The sequence below is a fragment of the Roseicyclus marinus genome, assembly GCF_030163795.1.
GTDB lineage: Bacteria > Pseudomonadota > Alphaproteobacteria > Rhodobacterales > Rhodobacteraceae > Roseicyclus > Roseicyclus marinus.
Window position 1 is genome coordinate 192,316 of record NZ_JASJOF010000001.1, and the last position, 16,020, is coordinate 208,335.

The 16,020-nt window shown below is 65.7% G+C and carries 18 protein-coding genes and 1 tRNA gene; 8 read left to right on the forward strand and 11 right to left on the reverse strand.

The genetic code is table 11. The annotated features are described in order from the left end of the window. Nucleotide 1 precedes the first annotated feature (1 nt). Together QQK63_RS01065 and QQK63_RS01070 are read left to right on the forward strand one after the other, a co-directional pair. Nucleotides 2-1,501: an amino acid ABC transporter permease gene (locus QQK63_RS01065; RefSeq protein WP_277826076.1), complete on the forward strand. Its 1,500-nt coding sequence runs from the start codon at nucleotides 2-4 to the stop codon at nucleotides 1,499-1,501. Between the two features lie 11 nt (nucleotides 1,502-1,512). Beyond that, complete coding sequence (locus QQK63_RS01070) at nucleotides 1,513-2,313, forward strand: amino acid ABC transporter ATP-binding protein (protein ID WP_277826078.1); 801 nt, start codon at nucleotides 1,513-1,515, stop codon at nucleotides 2,311-2,313. A 108-nt stretch (nucleotides 2,314-2,421) separates the two neighbouring features. Here QQK63_RS01070 and QQK63_RS01075 read toward each other — a convergent pair whose 3' ends face one another. The 7 genes from QQK63_RS01075 to ttcA form a co-directional block, all read right to left on the reverse strand. Then, on the reverse strand, nucleotides 2,422-2,922 hold the full coding sequence (locus QQK63_RS01075; protein ID WP_277826080.1) for a SixA phosphatase family protein: 501 nt from the start codon (nucleotides 2,920-2,922) through the stop codon (nucleotides 2,422-2,424). After that, complete coding sequence (locus QQK63_RS01080; RefSeq protein WP_277826082.1) at nucleotides 2,913-3,566, reverse strand: ferredoxin; 654 nt, start codon at nucleotides 3,564-3,566, stop codon at nucleotides 2,913-2,915. The genes QQK63_RS01075 and QQK63_RS01080 overlap by 10 nt, the downstream gene beginning before the upstream one ends. 98 nt (nucleotides 3,567-3,664) lie before the next feature. Continuing rightward, a complete protein-coding gene (argB, locus tag QQK63_RS01085; RefSeq protein WP_277826084.1) occupies nucleotides 3,665-4,525 on the reverse strand; it encodes an acetylglutamate kinase in 861 nt (286 codons plus the stop codon). A 96-nt stretch (nucleotides 4,526-4,621) separates the two neighbouring features. Continuing rightward, on the reverse strand, nucleotides 4,622-5,275 hold the full coding sequence (yihA, locus tag QQK63_RS01090; RefSeq protein ID WP_277826086.1) for a ribosome biogenesis GTP-binding protein YihA/YsxC: 654 nt from the start codon (nucleotides 5,273-5,275) through the stop codon (nucleotides 4,622-4,624). Then, nucleotides 5,272-6,015 (reverse strand): MOSC domain-containing protein, encoded by a 744-nt coding sequence (locus QQK63_RS01095; protein WP_277826088.1) that lies wholly within the window; start codon nucleotides 6,013-6,015, stop codon nucleotides 5,272-5,274. The genes yihA and QQK63_RS01095 overlap by 4 nt, the downstream gene beginning before the upstream one ends. Then, nucleotides 6,012-7,826: a membrane protein insertase YidC gene (gene yidC / locus QQK63_RS01100; RefSeq protein WP_277826090.1), complete on the reverse strand. Its 1,815-nt coding sequence runs from the start codon at nucleotides 7,824-7,826 to the stop codon at nucleotides 6,012-6,014. Before yidC ends, QQK63_RS01095 begins: the two co-directional genes overlap by 4 nt. Before the next feature lie 92 nt (nucleotides 7,827-7,918). Continuing rightward, on the reverse strand, nucleotides 7,919-8,803 hold the full coding sequence (gene ttcA, locus QQK63_RS01105) for a tRNA 2-thiocytidine(32) synthetase TtcA (RefSeq protein ID WP_277826092.1): 885 nt from the start codon (nucleotides 8,801-8,803) through the stop codon (nucleotides 7,919-7,921). Nucleotides 8,804-8,938: 135 nt separating this feature from the next. Here ttcA and QQK63_RS01110 point away from each other — a divergent pair, with 135 nt between their 5' ends. Then, nucleotides 8,939-9,466 (forward strand): DUF3833 domain-containing protein, encoded by a 528-nt coding sequence (locus QQK63_RS01110; RefSeq protein WP_277826094.1) that lies wholly within the window; start codon nucleotides 8,939-8,941, stop codon nucleotides 9,464-9,466. Between the two features lie 6 nt (nucleotides 9,467-9,472). Here QQK63_RS01110 and yidD read toward each other — a convergent pair whose 3' ends face one another. From yidD to QQK63_RS01130, 4 genes are all read right to left on the reverse strand, one after another. Then, the gene (yidD, locus tag QQK63_RS01115; RefSeq protein WP_277826096.1) at nucleotides 9,473-9,694 is read right to left on the reverse strand and encodes a membrane protein insertion efficiency factor YidD; all 222 of its coding nucleotides are present in this window, start codon (nucleotides 9,692-9,694) and stop codon (nucleotides 9,473-9,475) included. Next, the gene (gene rnpA / locus QQK63_RS01120; protein WP_336618798.1) at nucleotides 9,691-10,095 is read right to left on the reverse strand and encodes a ribonuclease P protein component; all 405 of its coding nucleotides are present in this window, start codon (nucleotides 10,093-10,095) and stop codon (nucleotides 9,691-9,693) included. The genes yidD and rnpA overlap by 4 nt, the downstream gene beginning before the upstream one ends. Nucleotides 10,096-10,115: 20 nt before the next feature. Further along, entirely contained in the window at nucleotides 10,116-10,253 is a 138-nt protein-coding gene (rpmH, locus tag QQK63_RS01125) for a 50S ribosomal protein L34 (protein ID WP_277826100.1), read from the reverse strand. Nucleotides 10,254-10,361: 108 nt separating this feature from the next. After that, nucleotides 10,362-10,877 (reverse strand): 2-thiouracil desulfurase family protein, encoded by a 516-nt coding sequence (locus tag QQK63_RS01130; RefSeq protein WP_277826102.1) that lies wholly within the window; start codon nucleotides 10,875-10,877, stop codon nucleotides 10,362-10,364. Nucleotides 10,878-11,041: 164 nt separating this feature from the next. Here QQK63_RS01130 and QQK63_RS01135 point away from each other — a divergent pair, with 164 nt between their 5' ends. From QQK63_RS01135 to QQK63_RS01155, 5 genes are all read left to right on the forward strand, one after another. Continuing rightward, nucleotides 11,042-11,776, forward strand: coding sequence for a TVP38/TMEM64 family protein (locus QQK63_RS01135; protein WP_277826104.1), 735 nt, complete (start codon nucleotides 11,042-11,044; stop codon nucleotides 11,774-11,776). Between the two features lie 24 nt (nucleotides 11,777-11,800). Further along, complete coding sequence (locus QQK63_RS01140) at nucleotides 11,801-13,213, forward strand: dihydrolipoyl dehydrogenase family protein (protein ID WP_277826106.1); 1,413 nt, start codon at nucleotides 11,801-11,803, stop codon at nucleotides 13,211-13,213. Nucleotides 13,214-13,243: 30 nt separating this feature from the next. Further along, nucleotides 13,244-14,629: a sensor histidine kinase gene (locus QQK63_RS01145; RefSeq protein WP_277826108.1), complete on the forward strand. Its 1,386-nt coding sequence runs from the start codon at nucleotides 13,244-13,246 to the stop codon at nucleotides 14,627-14,629. A 56-nt stretch (nucleotides 14,630-14,685) separates the two neighbouring features. Next, a tRNA-Arg gene (locus QQK63_RS01150) sits at nucleotides 14,686-14,762 on the forward strand. A 430-nt stretch (nucleotides 14,763-15,192) separates the two neighbouring features. Then, entirely contained in the window at nucleotides 15,193-16,011 is an 819-nt protein-coding gene (locus tag QQK63_RS01155) for a cobalamin B12-binding domain-containing protein (RefSeq protein ID WP_277826110.1), read from the forward strand. Nucleotides 16,012-16,020: the final 9 nt, after the last annotated feature.

Below are 16,020 nucleotides of genomic sequence, written 5' to 3' on the forward strand. Positions count from 1 at the left end.
GATGAGTGAAACACACGCCCACAGCGCCGCCTTCGTCCGCACCGCCATCCTGCCCCCGGCCGCACCGCCGCCGGGCCAGACGGGCGTGCTGCGCTGGATGCGCGAGAATCTCTTCTCGTCCATCCCCAACGCGCTTCTGACGCTTCTGGCGCTCTATTTCGTCTACACGATCCTCGCCGCCATCCTGCCCTGGACGCTGAACGGCATCTGGGATGCGGGCTCGCTCACCGAATGCCGGGCCATCCGCGACGAACGCGGGCTGTCCACGGCGGCGTGCTGGGCGGTGATCAACGAACGCTGGCTGCAACTCCTGTTCGGCTTCTACCCGATCGACGCGCCCCTTCTGGCGCGGCTGTTCTATGCCGACGAACTGGCCGCCGCAGGCGGGATGGACGCGGTCTTCGGCCCCGGGTCCAACGCGACCGCGCGGATCGAATTCGTCGGTACGATGCGCGCAGAGCTCGGCAATGCCCTCGTCTTCTTCTTCGGCTACTGGCGTCCGCTCTTGGCGCTTGCGCTGCTGGTGGTCGCGGTGGCACCCGTGCTGTACAACAATCTGCCGCGCGGGATGCTGATCTTCTCGCTGATCTATCCCTTCCTCGCCGTCTTCCTGCTCTGGGGCGGGTCGATCTGGGGGCCGATCTCGGTGGCGCTGGGCCTCGCCCTGTCGCTCTACATTCTGAAATACGCAGGCGCGCGCTTCGGCGGGCTCTTGGGCGGGCTCGCCATGATCGTGACCCTGCTCTGCTTCTTCTTCAACCCGCTGTCCCTGCTCGGCATCTCCGGGCTTTTCCCGCTCCTGCCGCATGTCTCGGGGCTTCTGGGCACCATCCTGCCCTTCGGTCTGCCTGCGATCACCTCGGATGATTTCGGCGGCTTCATGCTGGCGATCATCATCGGCACCTCGGGGATCGTCCTGTCGCTGCCTTTGGGCATCGTGCTGGCGCTCGGGCGGCAATCCTCCATGCCCCTGATCAAATGGGTCTGCGTCACCTTCATCGAGGTGATCCGCGGCGTCCCCCTGATCGTCTGGCTGTTCACGGCATCGCTGCTGTTGAACTACTTCCTGCCGCCCGGCACGAACTTCGACCTCCTGCTGCGCGTCATCATCATGGTGACCCTCTTCGCCTCCGCATATCTGGCCGAGGTGGTCCGGGGCGGGCTCGCCGCGCTGCCCAAGGGCCAGTACGAAGCCGCCGACAGCCTTGGCCTCGATTACTGGAAATCCATGCGCCTGATCGTTCTGCCGCAGGCGCTCAAGATCTCCATCCCGGGGATCGTGAACACCTTCATCGGACTGTTCAAGGATACCACGCTCGTGGTCTTCATCGGCCTGCGTGACCCCTTGGGCCTGACCAACGCCATCCGCGCCACCGGGGAATGGAACGGCATCTACTGGGAGCTCTACGTCTTCGTGGCGCTTCTGTTCTTTGTCTTCTGCTTCTTCATGTCCCGCTATTCCATGTATCTCGAGCGCAAGCTCGCGACCGACCGCCGCTGAGGAGAAACACCATGAGCGACGCGCAAGCCGCCCTTCAGGACCGCGAAATCAACCGGTCACACATGACGGTCTCCGACGAGATCGCCATCGAGATCAGCAACATGAACAAGTGGTACGGCACGTTCCACGTTCTGCGCGACATCAACCTGACCGTGAACCGGGGCGAACGGATCGTGATCTGCGGCCCCTCCGGCTCGGGGAAATCGACGCTGATCCGCTGCATCAACGCGCTGGAAGAACACCAAAAGGGCAACATCACCGTCGATGGCACGGTCCTGTCCACCGACCTCAAGAACATCGACAAGATCCGCTCCGAAGTCGGCATGGTGTTCCAGCACTTCAACCTGTTTCCGCACCTCACCATCCTCGAGAATTGCACCCTCGCGCCCATCTGGGTCCGCAAGGTGCCCAAGCGCGAGGCCGAGGAAACCGCGATGTATTTCCTTGAAAAGGTGAAGATCCCCGAACAGGCCAACAAGTATCCCGGCCAGCTCTCGGGTGGCCAGCAGCAGCGGGTCGCCATCGCCCGGTCGCTCTGCATGCGCCCGCGCATCATGCTGTTTGACGAACCGACCTCCGCCCTCGACCCCGAGATGATCAAGGAAGTGCTCGACACGATGATCGCACTCGCCGAGGAAGGCATGACCATGCTTTGCGTGACCCACGAGATGGGCTTCGCACAGGCTGTCGCCAACCGCGTGATCTTCATGGATCAGGGCCAGATCATCGAACAGAACGAGCCCAAGGCCTTCTTCAACAATCCGCAGAACGAGCGGACCAAGCTGTTCCTCAGCCAGATCCTCGGTCACTGAGGCCGTCACAGGTGGGAAACCCCGGGGTTTCCCACCCGCAAAACTCCAGTTTTGCGGGTGGGAAAACTCCAGTTTTCCCTGTCACGAAACTGCAGTTTCGTGCCCGCCTCACAAATCGCGCGGCACAATGAAATCCACCACGCGCCCCGCCCACCAATCGACCTCCGACCAATCCTCACCGGGAAACTCCGCCACCAACGTGGCGCAGGTCGGATAGTCGATGAACCGGGGATGGGCGGCCGGCTCATCCACGATCCGATGCGCGAATTCCCCGATGCCGGGATTGTGGCCGATGATCATGACCACGGGCGCTTCGGCCCTGCGCAAATGCGACAGGATCGTCTCCGCCTCGGCGTGGTAAAGCTTCGGCTCCGTGCTCATCGCCACCGCCTGTCCCAACTCCGGCGCGATTCCGTCCCATGTCTCCTGCGCCCGCAGCGCCGAGGAAACCATCGCCTGTCCCGGCACATGGCCCTTGTCCCGAAGCCAAGCCCCGACCTTGGGCGCATCCCCCTGACCGCGCGGATTGAGCGGCCGGTCATGGTCGCGCAATTCCGGATCGTCCCAATCCGATTTCGCGTGGCGGGTCAGGATCAGCGTCAGCGCCATGGGTGAAAGCTCCGCATGTGGAACGCCGATTGTTCGGGACGGCGGCCGTAGGTTTCGCTCACCGGACAGGCCCGCCGCACCCGGCAGCCCCGATCCAGACAATCCCGGCCGCTTTCCGTGTCCAGAAATGCGTGGCAGGCCTCCACGTCATAGCCCGCCTCGCTCAATGCGCCAACAGGGCAGGCGGTCTCGCAGGGGCGGGGGCAGGGGGCGCAGGGCATGGGCGGCGGCGCAGGCAGGGCGACCCGCTCCCGCAGCGCCAATGCGCCCCGGTAGGATACCATCAAGCCGGCCCGGTCATGCACCAAGAGCGTCACGGGGCTGGCATGGGCGCGGCCCGTCCGCTTGGCCCAGCCGATGAAGGGATGCCAGGGCGGCCCGCCGAACGGGAACAGCGCCTTGGCCCTCAGATCGCAGGCCAGCCGCCCGATCACCCGGCGCGACCAGCGGTCCAGCGGATCGGGGGCACCATCGCCGAATTCCGGTTCGGCGGTGACATGGGCCCAGAACCCCGGCTCGCGCGGCCCGATCATCAGGAGCGTTTCGCAACCCTCGGGTGTGCCGTCCTCGGGTGCCGGATGGAACCCGCCCAGGACCTCCAGCCGATGCGCCGAGAGCCGCTCGTCGATATCCTCGCAGCGCATGGTTAATCCCCCGTTGCCTGCCGTGCCTGTGTCGTTACAGTTTCACTACAGGATCACGACAGGGTCACGACGCAAAACCTACAGCGGTTGCAGCCCCCTCAAGCCCGGATCATGGACCCCGCGCCATGTTCGGTGAACAGTTCCAGCAGCACCGCATTGGGCACCCGCCCATCCACGATGGTGCAGGCCCTGACGCCGCCGCGCACGGCTTGGATCGCGGTTTCCGTCTTGGGGATCATCCCGCCCGAGATCACGCCGGCCCGCGTCATCTCCTCGACCTCGGCGGCTTTCAGTTCCGTCACCAACTGCCCTTCGGCATTCTTCACGCCCGCGACATTCGTCAGCAACAGCAAGCGGTCGGCCTTCAGCGCCGCGGCGATCGCGCCCGCCGCCGTATCGCCGTTCACGTTGAAGGTCTCGCCCTGCCGCCCCACGCCCACCGGCGCGATGACGGGGATCATGTCATCCTCGAACAGGTTGTTGATCACCGCCGGGTTCACCTCCACCGGCTCGCCGACAAAGCCGAATTTCGGATCGGCGGGTTCGCAGACCATGAGCGAGGCATCCTTGCCCGACAGGCCCACCGCCTTGCCGCCCTGCGCGTTGATCGCTTGAACGATCCGCTTGTTCACAAGGCCCGACAGAACCATTTCCACGACTTCCACCGTGGCCGCATCCGTCACGCGTTTGCCGTCGATGAAGTCGGATTTGATGCCCAGCTTGTCGAGCAGATCGTTGATCATCGGCCCGCCGCCATGGACCACGACCGGGTTCACGCCCACCTGCCGCAGCAGGACGATATCGCGCGCGAAGCTCTCCATCGTGTCGTCATCGCCCATCGCGTTGCCGCCGAATTTGACGACGACGACGGCATCGTTGAACCGCTGAAGATAGGGAAGCGCCTCGCTCAGCGTGCGGGCAACGGCAAGGTGATCGCGGGTCATGTCTCTTTGCTTCATCTGGGGCCCCAAGCTGGCGTTGCGCCTGAATAAGCCAGTGTCGCCTGCGTGTGAAGCGTCGCGCCGCCGTATTTTCGGGAAGATGAAGCCGAAAGGTCAGGTGATCCCGGCGATGGTGGCGCGCAGCGTCGCGATCCCGTCGCCCTTGTCGGAGGAGGTCAGGATCAGTTCCGGGTAAGCGGCAGGGTGCTTGGCCAGCACCGCGCGCGTGCGCGCCAGCGACGTGTCGAGATCGGAGCGGCGCACCTTGTCGGCCTTGGTCAGCACGACTTGGAAAGGCACCGCCGCCTTGTCCAAGAGGCCCATGATCTCTGCATCCACCGCCTTTGCGCCGTGCCGCGCGTCGATCAGCACGAAAGCCCGGCGCAGCGTCGCACGGCCCGACAGATAGGCCTTGAGCAGCGCCTGCCATTGCTTGACCACCGCCACCGGCGCTTCGGCATAGCCATAGCCCGGCAGGTCGACGAGGTAATGGCTTTCGCCCAGCGTGAAGAAGTTGATCTCTTGCGTGCGCCCCGGCGTGTTCGACGCCCGCGCCAACGCCTTGCGCCCGGTCAGCGCGTTGATCAGCGTCGATTTCCCCACGTTCGATCGGCCTGCGAAACAGACCTCAGGCCGGTCGGCGGGCGGCAATCCGTCCATCGCCACCACGCCCTTTAGGAAATCCGCGCCGCCCGCGAACAGCTTGCGGCCGATCTCGGCGGTGATGTCGTCCGGCTCGGGGGCCAGCGGAAAGGGCAGGGCGCTCATAGCTTGGTCACCTCGTCACCCACGTCCACACGGCCCGCGCGGCGCACCATCGCATAGGCTCCGAAATCCGCATGGCCCCAGCCGTCCTGCAGCGCCGCCAGCGTGCCTGCGTCGCGCCGTCCGGTATCGGGATTGGCCTCGGTGGCGCGGCAACGGGTGATCGGCTCGATCACCTCCAGTTCCGCCGCACCGATCCGCAGACGCTTGCCCACGAGGTCGAATTCCTCCCAGGGCGCCAGCCCCTCCAGCCAAAGGTTGCCGCGAAACCGCCTTGGGTCCAGATCCTGCCCCAGCTTTTGCGACAGCGCCCGCAGCGAGGCCATGTTCAGCACCGCGACCGAGGCGAAGGGCGCATCGCTCATCCCCTGCGCAGGGGCTTTGATCAGCGCGGCGGGTGCGCGCCGGTCGGTGGGATAGATCGGCTTCAGCCATGCAAACAGCGCCTCGGCCCCGTCTTGCGTGTCGGGATCGATCGACAGGTCGGGCCGCGCGGGATGGGACAGGTGGATCACATCCCCCTCGACCCGCGCCGTCACGGCCATCAGCGACGCGCCCTTGGCCCCGCGCAGGAAGTTGCGGCAGGCGCGCCAGCCCTCACCACCCTCGCCACCTTCCTCCAGCACCGCCCAAGCCCGGTCGAGCGGCAAGGGCCGGTCGACCTGCAACCCCGCATGGTCCAGCCTCTCGGCCCCGATCCCCTTGATCGGATGCCGCCAGATCTGGGCCAGCGTCCAGCTCATTTGCCCTCGGTCTTCTTGCGACCAAAGCTCGAGCGGATGTTGCCGAACAGGTCGGGCGTATACCCGTGCCGCTTCATGATGATGTATTGCTGCACGAAGGTGATCGTGTTGTTCGCGATCCAGTAGATCAACAGACCGCTGGCGAACCCGCCCAGCATGAACATGAACACCCACGGCAGCCAGGCAAAGATCGCGGCCTGCGTCGGGTCGGTCGGCTGCGGGTTCAGCTTTTGCTGCAGCCACATCGAGATGCCCAGAAGGATGGGCAGAACCCCGATGAAGATCAGCGCCAGAAGGCTGGTCGGCTCGGGCGCGGCCCAAGGCAGCAGGCCGAACAGGTTGAAGATCGAGGACGGATCAGGCGTCGACAGATCCTGCAACCAGCCGAAGAAGGGCGCATGCCGCAATTCCAGCGTGACGAAGATCACCTTGTAGAGCGAGAAGAAGATCGGGATCTGCAACAGGATCGGCAGACAGCCCGAGGCGGGGTTCACCTTCTCCCGCTTGTAGAGCTCCATCATCTCCTGCTGCATCTTCTGCCGGTCGTCGCCGACGCGTTCCTTGATCTTCTCCATCTGCGGCTGCAATTCGCGCATCCGTGCCATCGAGGCATAGGATTTGTAGGCCAAGGGGAAGAGCGCGGCCTTCACCGTCACGGTCAGCGCGATGATCGCAAGACCCATGTTGCCGATCAGAAGGTTCAGGTTATGCAGCAGCCAGAACATCGGCTTGGTGATGAAATAGAACCAGCCCCAGTCGATCGAGTCGATGAAGCGCTGGACGCCCGCATCCTCGTAATCACGGATCGTCTGCCATTCCTTGGCCCCGGCGAAGAGCTGCGTGGTCACTTCGGCGGTCTGGCCCGCCTCCACCGTCATCGCAGGCAGGCGCGCCTCGGTCTGGTAGATGTCGGCGGCGGCCACGTATTTCGTGACGCTGGTAAAGGGCTGATCGGCCCCGGGGATCAGCGTGGTCATCCAGTATTTGTCGGTAAAGCCGATCCAGCCATTGGCGGTCACATCCACCACTTCGGCGGCGGCGGCCTCACGCTGCACGAAATCCAGATCGGGCAGGTCGTTGTAGCCGATCTCGTCCAGCTGGCCGTCGACCTTGCGTACCACGCCTTCGTGCAGGATGAAGAAATTTTGCAGATCATCGGGCAGGCCATGGCGCGCCACGATCCCGTAGGGCGCAAGCCGCGCGGCCGCTGCCCCGGTATTCTCGACCGACTGGGTGACCGAGAACATGAAGTTCTCGTCGATGGCGATGGTGCGACGGAACACCAGCCCGTTGCCGTTTTCCCAGATCAGCGTGACGGGGGTTTCGGGCGTCAGGGTCTCGCCGCTTTCGACGGACCATTCGGTATTGGCGCCGGGCACATCCTCGAAGCCCAGATCGCCGCCCGGTGCCCAGCCGTAAAGCGCGTAATAGGGTTCTTCGCTGCCGACGGGCGACAACAGGCGGACGATCGGGCTGTCCTCGTCCAGCGTCTCGAAATAGCCGCGCAGCGACAGATCGTCGATCCGACCCCCGATGAGCGAGATCGACCCTTCCAGTTCGGGCGTTTCGATGGGCAGGCGGGGGGCTGCGGGGATTGCGGCGGCCTCGGCCTCGGGCAGGTCGGGCGTGCCGTCCGCGGCGGGCGGAAGCACCGCCATATCCGTGCCCGTCGCGCCATTTTCGGTCTCCACGACCGGCGTCGCGTTGGGGTCCGTCACCGGCTCGGGCGGCGGAAACAGGACAAACCAGACAAGAATGACCAGAAAGCTCAACGCCGTGGCCAGGATCAGGTTTCTGTTCTGATCGTCCATATCTGCAAGGATCCCGCTTTTGTTGCCTGCGCGGGTTCAACAGATCGGGGGGGCAAAGGTCAAGGGGCCTTTTCCGCGCGGGGCCGGCGGCCTCAGCTCTCGGAACCGGTCGCCGGGGGCTTGCGCGACAGCCCGGCGAAATCGAACAGCTCCGGGTCCAGAAGATGCGAGGGCCGCGCCGTCATCAGCGCCGAGAACATCTTGCCCTTGCGACCGGGTGCCTTGGTCTCCCATTCGTCGAGCATCCGGCCGATGGCCTGCCGTTGCAGCCCGTCTTGGCTGCCGCACAGGTCGCAGGGGATGATCGGGTAGTTCATCGCCCGCGAAAACGCCTCGCAATCCTCTTCGGCCACATGCGCCAGCGGGCGCAACACGAACAGATCGCCCTCGTCGTTCAGGAGCTTGGGCGGCATCGTGGCAAGCTTTCCGCCATGGAACAGGTTCAGGAAGAACGTCGCCAGGATGTCATCGCGGTGATGGCCCAGAACCACGGCCGAACACCCTTCCTCCCGCGCGATCCGGTAGAGGTTCCCCCGCCGGAGCCGCGAACAGAGCGCGCAATAGGTCCGGCCCTGCGGAACCTTGTCGATCACGATGGAATAGGTGTCGGCATATTCGATCCGGTGCGGCACGCCCATCTTCGACAGAAACTCGGGCAGCACCGTCGCCGGGAACCCCGGCTGCCCCTGGTCGAGGTTGCAGGCCAGGATGTCGACGGGCAAAAGCCCGCGCCACTGCAATTCCGTCAGCGCCGCAAGCAGGGTGTAGCTATCCTTGCCGCCCGACAGGCAGACCAGCCATTTCTGACGCGGCGCGGCAGGGTCGCGGTCGACCATGCCGTAGCGGTCGATCGCCTCGCGGGTCTCGCGGATGATGCGCTTGCGCAGCTTTCGGAACTCGGTGGTCTTGGGCGCACCGAAGAACAGCGGATGGATGTCGTCGGCGATATCGTCGCCGGTTTCGTCGCGGTCGAGCATCGGGCGCACTCCCTGTCACGCGGGCCGTCTATGGGGCCGGGGGCGGGCGCGCGTCAAGCGGGCCGCGCCCGGCTTGCCCTGCCGCGCTGCCGGGTTACCTCACGCCCCAAGCCCGATCCTTGGGGGGACATGACGATGCGCGCGATCCTGATTCTCGGTTTCACGATCCTTCTTGCCGCCTGCGGTGGCCGCCCCGCGCTCGACGATGCCCCGCTCAGCGACGCTGAACTCAACCTCGAGGAATTCTTTGCCGGCGATCTGGTCGCCTATGGCCAGTTCCAGGATGTCTTCGGCACCGTCCGCCGCCGCTTCGTGGTCGAGATCGACGGCACATGGGATGGCGAAACCCTGCGTCTGGTCGAGGATTTCACCTACGAGGACGGATCGACCGAACAGCGCATCTGGACGCTCACGAAAACCGGCCCCGACACATGGCAGGGCACCGCGCCGGGCGTGATCGGCACCGCCACGGGCGAGGAACGCGGCGACACCTTCAACTGGCAATACACGATCGATCTGCCCATCGGCGATGGCGAAACCCTGCGCGTCGCCTTCGATGACTGGATGTGGCTCCTGTCCGAGGATCGTCTGCTGAACCGCGCCTACATGTTCCGCTATGGCGTCCGGATCGGCGAGGTCATCATCAGTTTCGAAAAACTCTGACGCGCCCTAGTCGGGGACGTTGTCGATCCCCGACCCGCCCCACGGGTGACAGCGCGCGATCCGCCGCGCGGCCAGCCACGCGCCCTTGATCCCGCCGTGCTTTTCCAGCGCTTCCATCGCATAGGCCGAACAGGTCGGCTGGTAGCGGCAGCCATGCCCGACCCACGGGCTGAACACCAAGCGGTAGAATCGCACGGGCAGCGACACGATGTAGGCAAAGGGGCTCATCGGTGCAGCTTGCCCAAGGCCTGCGCCAGATCGGCCTTCAACTGGTCAAAGGGCAGATCCGCCGTCTCCCCCTGCCGTCCGACCAGAACGTAATCCCAGCCCGGCCGCCCCGCCACCGGCAGCACCGCCCGCGCAATCTCGCGCAGCCGCCGCTTGGCCCGGTTGCGCGCCACCGCATTGCCGACCTTTTTCGAACAGGTGAACCCGATGCGGATCGGCGTCGCGGCCACTTCCTCGGGGGCGCGCAGCCGCGCTTGCAACAGGAAACCGGGCATCGGCTGGCGACGGGCGCGGGCCGCGCGCAGGAAATCGGCCCGTTGCGTCAGCACCGACAGCTTTGTGCCGGTCTCCGGAACGGAAAAGGCCCCCGACGGGCCATCGCCCGGCGGAGGCGCATCCATGTGCATCGCCCTGTCCGGGTTCAGGCGCTGAGCGACTTCCGGCCGCGGGCGCGGCGGGCGTTCAGAACCTTGCGGCCGCCCTTGGTCGCCATGCGCGCGCGGAACCCGTGGCGGCGCTTCCGCACGAGGTTCGAGGGCTGATAAGTCCGCTTCGACATCTGTCTTCTCCGTCGCTCGTCCGGGCCGGGTCGCACACTTGCGCCTCGTCGGCCCTAGGGAATCTCCGATGAGGCTCGGCAAATACGGAAAGCCGCGCGGGCTGTCAATCAACTGCGAGGCGGGTTGGGGCGATTTTCCAAGGCGTCCACCGCGCGCGCCAGCTCCGCGATGCGGTTCTGGGGAAAAACCTCCAGCCCCGCTTGGCGAAGCGCCGCTGTCACCACGCCCTCGCCCGCGCGCGTGCGTCCATCGAAATACCCGCCGTGAACCCGCTCCACCCCGCAAGACGGGCTTCCCTCCGTCAACAGGGCGAACCGGCAGCCTTCCGCGCGGGCAAGCCGCACCGCCGCGTGCGCGCCCGCCAAAAACCCCGCCGTCACATCTTGCCCGCCGCTGTCGCGGATCACGCCATCGCCCGCCAGCACACCGGCCCCCGCAGCCCCCGGTGCGATCTCGGCGGGCGGGCGCGGCACGCCGAATCCCCCCGCCAATTCCGGGCAGATGGCGACCAGCCGCCCCTCGGCCCGCCACCGCGCAAGGATATCCGACGCCACGCCCTTGCCCCGCCCGTCGTACCGGACGGGCTGACCCAGCAGGCAGGCGCTGACCAATATCCGTTCCATCGCCGCCGATCCTGTAACCATGTGCCCCCAGTGTTACCGAAATTCGCCGACCCGGTCACGAAATCCCGTCGCGCCGTCACGTCCCATCAAGCGCCCGTGATGCGCCCTGTCACCGCGCCGTCCTTTGCGGCACATGCTGGACAAAGCCAAAGGACCGTGCCCCCATGACCGACACCGTGACCCAGACGCATAAATCCCCCTCCGGGCGGCTCCTGCCGCTGATCTTGCTGGCGCTGGGCGCGGGTCTGGGGTGGTGGCTTCTGGGCGACCGGCTCACCTTCCAGACGCTGGCCGAGAATCGCGAGGCGCTGATCGCCTTCCGCGATGCCCATTACCTTGTCGCTGCCCTTGGCTTCGTGGCGCTTTACGCGCTGATCGTGGCCTTTTCCCTGCCGGGCGCCACCATCGCCACGCTGACGGGCGGCTTCCTCTTCGCCACCTTCCCCGGCGCGCTCTTCAACATCACCGCCGCGACGCTCGGGGCGACCGCGATCTTTCTCGCCGCGCGCAGCGGCATCGGCACGCGCATGGCCGCCCGGCTCGAAGGCTCCGAAGGTCTGGTCAAACGCGTCAAGGACGGGATCGACGACAACCAATGGTCGATGCTGTTCTTGATGCGCCTCCTGCCGGTCGTTCCCTTCTTCCTCGCCAACCTGATCCCCGCCTTTCTCGACGTGCCGCTCCGGCGCTACGTCATTTCCACCTTCTTCGGCATCATGCCCGGCGCGCTGGTCTATACCTCGGTCGGCGCGGGCCTGTCCGAGGTCTTCGCCCGTGGCGAAAGCCCCGACCTCGGCCTGATCTTCGAGCCGCAGATCCTCCTGCCCCTCCTCGGGCTGTCCGCCCTTGCCCTCCTGCCCGTGGCGATCAAGGCCTTTCGGGGCCGCCCCGGCCTCTGACCCTCTCGCGAAAGGCATCGCACCATGTCCCGCATCAAGACGGATATCTGCATCATCGGCGCCGGATCGGGCGGCCTTTCGGTCGCGGCGGGCGCGGTCCAGATGGGGGCCGATGTCACCCTGATCGAAGGGCACAAGATGGGCGGCGATTGCCTGAACTATGGCTGCATTCCCTCCAAGGCGCTCTTGGCGGCGGGCCACCGCGTCCATGCCGTGGCCAAGGGCGGGTTCGGGACGGCAGGCCATGAGCCCGCCCCCGATTTCGCCGCCGCCAAGGATCATGTGCAGGCGACCATCGACACCATCGCCCCCGTCGACAGCCAGGAACGGTTCGAAGGTCTGGGCGTTCGCGTGATCCGAGCACAGGCGCGCTTCATCTCGGAAACCGAGGTTCAGGCGGGCGATACGATCATCACCGCCCGCCGCTTCGTCATCGCGACCGGCTCCCGTCCCTTTATCCCCCCCATTCCGGGGCTCACCGAAACGCCGCATCACACCAACGAAACCATCTTCGACCTGCGCGACAGGCCCGATCACCTGATCATCATCGGCGGCGGCCCCATCGGCATGGAAATGGCGCAGGCCCACCGCCGCCTCGGCTGCCGCGTGACCGTGCTCGAAGGACAAAAGGCGCTGGGCCGCGACGATCCCGAAGCCGCCGCGATCGTGCTGGAACACCTCCGCGCCGAGGGCATCGAGATCGTCGAAGGGGCCGAGGTCACCTCCGTCTCCGGCACCGAAGGTTCGATTCGCGTCGAAACCGGCGATGGCCGCGGCTTCGATGGCTCCCACCTTCTGGTGGCGGTCGGGCGTCAGGTGAATACCGACGGGCTCGACCTCGACCGCGCGCATGTCGGCCATGACCGGCGCGGCATCACCGTCGACAGCGGCCTGCGCTCGACCAACCGCCGCGTCTATGCCGTGGGCGATGCGGCGGGCGGCCTGCAATTCACCCATGTCGCGGGCTACCACGCGGGTGTCATCATCCGTCCCATGCTCTTCGGCCTGCCCGCGCGCGCCCGCACCGACCACATTCCGCGCACCACTTACACCGAGCCCGAACTGGCGCAGGTCGGCCTCACCGAGGCCGAGGCGCGCAAGCTCCATGGCGACCGCCTGTTCATCGCCCGCGCCGATTTCGCCCATAACGACCGCGCCATCGCGACTGGCCAGACCACGGGCTTCTGCAAGGTCATGGTGGTCAAGGGGCGGCCGGTGGGCGCCACGATCGTCGGGCCGCAAGCGGGCGAATTGATCCAGATCTGGGCGCTGGCACTGGCCAATCGGCTCAAGATGTCGGCCATTGCCGGCATGATCTCGCCGTATCCGACACTGGGGGAGATTAACAAACGCGCCGCGGGGGCCTATTTCTCTCCTAAATTGTTCGAAAGCCCCATGGTCAAGCGCATCGTCCGTCTGGTGCAGCGCCTGCCCTGAGGTCTTCGGGCCAAGAATAGGCTGGACCGCGTGAGACATTCGCTATCAGGGCGCTTTCTGATCCTGACCATCATCTTCGTGATGCTGGCCGAGGTCTTTATCTTCGTGCCCTCCGTCGCCCGCTTCCGCGAGGATTACCTGCTGGCCCGCCTCGAACGGGCGCAGATCGCCTCGCTCGCGCTTCTGGCGACCGACGGCATGATCTCCGAGGAACTGGAACGCGAACTTCTCGACAATGCCGAGGTTCTCAACGTCGTGCTGCGGCGCGACGCCGTGCGCCAGTTGATCCTGTCCAGTGACGGGATGCCCGCCATCGCCGCCACCTATGACCTGCGCGATCCCGCGCCTTGGGTGCTGATGCGCGATGCCTTGGCCCGTCTCGCCAACCCGGAGCCAGAGGTGATCCGCGTCATCGGCCAACCGGTGCGCGATGCGGGGCTGTTGATCGAGATCACCATGCCCAGCGAACCCCTGCGCATGGCGCTGATTGACTACGGGCTGCGCATTCTGGCGCTATCGGCGGTCATCTCGATCTTCACCGCGCTCTTGCTCTTCGTCAGCGTGCGCCGCCTCATGGTCACGCCGATCCGTCGGCTGGTCGGCGCGATGATGCGCTATGCCGAGGCGCCCTCCGACGCCACCCGCATCATCCGCCCGCAGGGCCGCGTGCGCGAATTGCGCAATGCCGAAGACGCACTCCTGTCGCTCCAGACCGAATTGACCGGCGCGCTCAAGCAGCGCGAAAGGCTTGCCCAACTGGGCGAGGCCGTGGCCAAGATCAGCCATGACCTGCGCAACATGCTGTCCGTTGCGACGCTCGTGGCCGACCGGCTAGAGGCCTCGAACGACCCGACCGTCCGCCGCATCGCACCGCGGCTCGTCAACTCGCTCAACCGCGCCATCAACCTGACCGAGGCGACCCTCGCCTTCGGCCGCGCCGAAGAACCCCCGCCCAAGCTCGACCGCGTGGCCCTTCGGCCCCTGGTCGAAGACGTGGTCGAAAACGACCGCTTGTCCGCCGACAGCGCGCAGATCGCCTATCTCTGCGAGGTGCCATCGGGCGTCACCGTACGCGCCGATTCCGAACAATTGCACCGCGTCCTGTCCAATCTCGTGCGCAATGCACGGCAGGCCATCGTCGCCAGCGGCGCTGCGGGCGAGATCCGGATCGGCGGCGCGGAAACCGCCGACGGCTGGATGATCTCGGTCTGCGATACCGGCCCCGGCCTGCCGCAAAAGGCGCGCGATCACCTGTTCAAACCCTTCCACGGCGCGGCGCGCAAGGGCGGCTCGGGTCTGGGCCTCGCGATCTGCGCCGAATTGGTGCGCGGCCACGGCGGGCGGCTCGAACTGGCCGAAAGCACGGAACAAGGCACCCGGTTCGAGATCCTGCTGCCGCTCGGATTGGCGACCTGACAATCGGGAATTCCCCCTTGCAAGCCCCGAATAGCGGCGCTAAACCCCGCCCTCACGCACTGGTAGCTCAGTTGGATAGAGTACTTGACTACGAATCAAGGGGTCGGGGGTTCGAATCCTCCCCAGTGCGCCACTCTCCCCTTTCTCGCGAATAACCTGACCGCACCCGCCCTTCGCGCCGGGTGATTTCCGCTGTCGAGCCTTGCCCCGACGGGCGCGATTTTCGTGCTTGGTGACGACCTCTCCACCCCGCCACGCCGCCACCTCAACAGGCCTTCCCGGCGCGTTCGAATCTCGTGGAACTGGGAAAATGGGTCCGATCCAGACCTTTACCGAGTGTCAACTCAGATTTTCACATTTCCTTAAGATATTGACCTGAATAGGAAATACTTCGTTTACTTTTGCACCACGCAAATTCACGAAATGTAAACCTTGATTGACACATCGCGCGGTATACAGTCGTCTTCAGACAGGGAAGCGCGTGGGACCCTTTCGGCCCGTTTCGGGACGGACGGCTTGCAGACGACGAGAGACCAACGACCGTGACGACTGATCCGACAAAGTTGACGCAGGCATCGCCAAGCGGCTGTGCCCACAGGACCTCCGACCTGAACGATCTCGCCCGGCGCGCCGTGGCCCGCCTCTGCGCCGAGATGCACGCCGATGCCGCCGTGACGCAGGCCCATGCGGTTCTGGGGGATCCGTGTGCCGCAGCAATGGCTTACGCGCTCTGCGACGAAGATGACGCGGCCGCGACCGCGCTGGTCGACGACCTTCTCCGCGCGGGCCTTTCGGTCGAGGATCTGTGCCTCGACCACCTTGGCCCCGCCGCCCGCCATCTCGGCGATCTCTGGGACCGCGACCGCATCCCCTTCACCGAGGTTGCGCTGGCCACGGCCCGCATTCAGGCGCTGGTGCGCCGGATGCCGCCGACCCGCTCTGCCCCCACGCCAAGCCATTCGAAAAGCGCGATTTTCGCTGCCGTCCCCGGGGAACAGCACACCTTGGGCGTGATGATGGCGGCCGATCTGTTCCGCCGCAACGGCTGGGATGTCGGCCTGATGGTCGGGCTTGGCCATGACGAATTGGTGAGCCGCATCGCCCGCGACGACCGCCCCGTGATCGGTCTCAGCTGTTCTGGCAGCCATTCCTATCCCGCGTTGCGCCGCCTGTTGACCGTTCTCGCCCGCACTCGGCCCTCGGCCCATATTCTGCTTTCGGGTCAGGTGGTTGTCGATGAGGGCCGGATCGCTGATCTGCCGGTTCCGGTCACCGTCGTCACCGATATCGCCAGTGCCGAGGCCGAGATGCAGCGGATCGAAACGCTTGTCTCCCGACCGCGGGCCCGCACGTCCGCGCGCCGATCCATTTCGGCGGCCTGACCATCCGCG

Excerpts from the sequence above, each read along its gene's own strand:
- QQK63_RS01130 (WP_277826102.1), bottom strand. The coding sequence starts at position 10,877 with ATGGAACGGATATTGGTCAGCGCCTGCCTGCTGGGTCAGCCCGTCCGG.
- QQK63_RS01070 (WP_277826078.1), top strand. The coding sequence starts at position 1,513 with ATGAGCGACGCGCAAGCCGCCCTTCAGGACCGCGAAATCAACCGGTCA.
- rnpA (WP_336618798.1), bottom strand. The coding sequence starts at position 10,095 with ATGGATGCGCCTCCGCCGGGCGATGGCCCGTCGGGGGCCTTTTCCGTT.
- yihA (WP_277826086.1), bottom strand. The coding sequence starts at position 5,275 with ATGAGCGCCCTGCCCTTTCCGCTGGCCCCCGAGCCGGACGACATCACC.
- argB (WP_277826084.1), bottom strand. The coding sequence starts at position 4,525 with ATGAAGCAAAGAGACATGACCCGCGATCACCTTGCCGTTGCCCGCACG.
- QQK63_RS01065 (WP_277826076.1), top strand. The coding sequence starts at position 2 with ATGAGTGAAACACACGCCCACAGCGCCGCCTTCGTCCGCACCGCCATC.
- QQK63_RS01095 (WP_277826088.1), bottom strand. The coding sequence starts at position 6,015 with ATGAGCTGGACGCTGGCCCAGATCTGGCGGCATCCGATCAAGGGGATC.
- QQK63_RS01080 (WP_277826082.1), bottom strand. The coding sequence starts at position 3,566 with ATGCGCTGCGAGGATATCGACGAGCGGCTCTCGGCGCATCGGCTGGAG.
- QQK63_RS01110 (WP_277826094.1), top strand. The coding sequence starts at position 8,939 with ATGCGCGCGATCCTGATTCTCGGTTTCACGATCCTTCTTGCCGCCTGC.
- yidD (WP_277826096.1), bottom strand. The coding sequence starts at position 9,694 with ATGAGCCCCTTTGCCTACATCGTGTCGCTGCCCGTGCGATTCTACCGC.
- QQK63_RS01140 (WP_277826106.1), top strand. The coding sequence starts at position 11,801 with ATGTCCCGCATCAAGACGGATATCTGCATCATCGGCGCCGGATCGGGC.
- yidC (WP_277826090.1), bottom strand. The coding sequence starts at position 7,826 with ATGGACGATCAGAACAGAAACCTGATCCTGGCCACGGCGTTGAGCTTT.
- QQK63_RS01135 (WP_277826104.1), top strand. The coding sequence starts at position 11,042 with ATGACCGACACCGTGACCCAGACGCATAAATCCCCCTCCGGGCGGCTC.
- QQK63_RS01075 (WP_277826080.1), bottom strand. The coding sequence starts at position 2,922 with ATGGCGCTGACGCTGATCCTGACCCGCCACGCGAAATCGGATTGGGAC.
- rpmH (WP_277826100.1), bottom strand. The coding sequence starts at position 10,253 with ATGTCGAAGCGGACTTATCAGCCCTCGAACCTCGTGCGGAAGCGCCGC.
- ttcA (WP_277826092.1), bottom strand. The coding sequence starts at position 8,803 with ATGCTCGACCGCGACGAAACCGGCGACGATATCGCCGACGACATCCAT.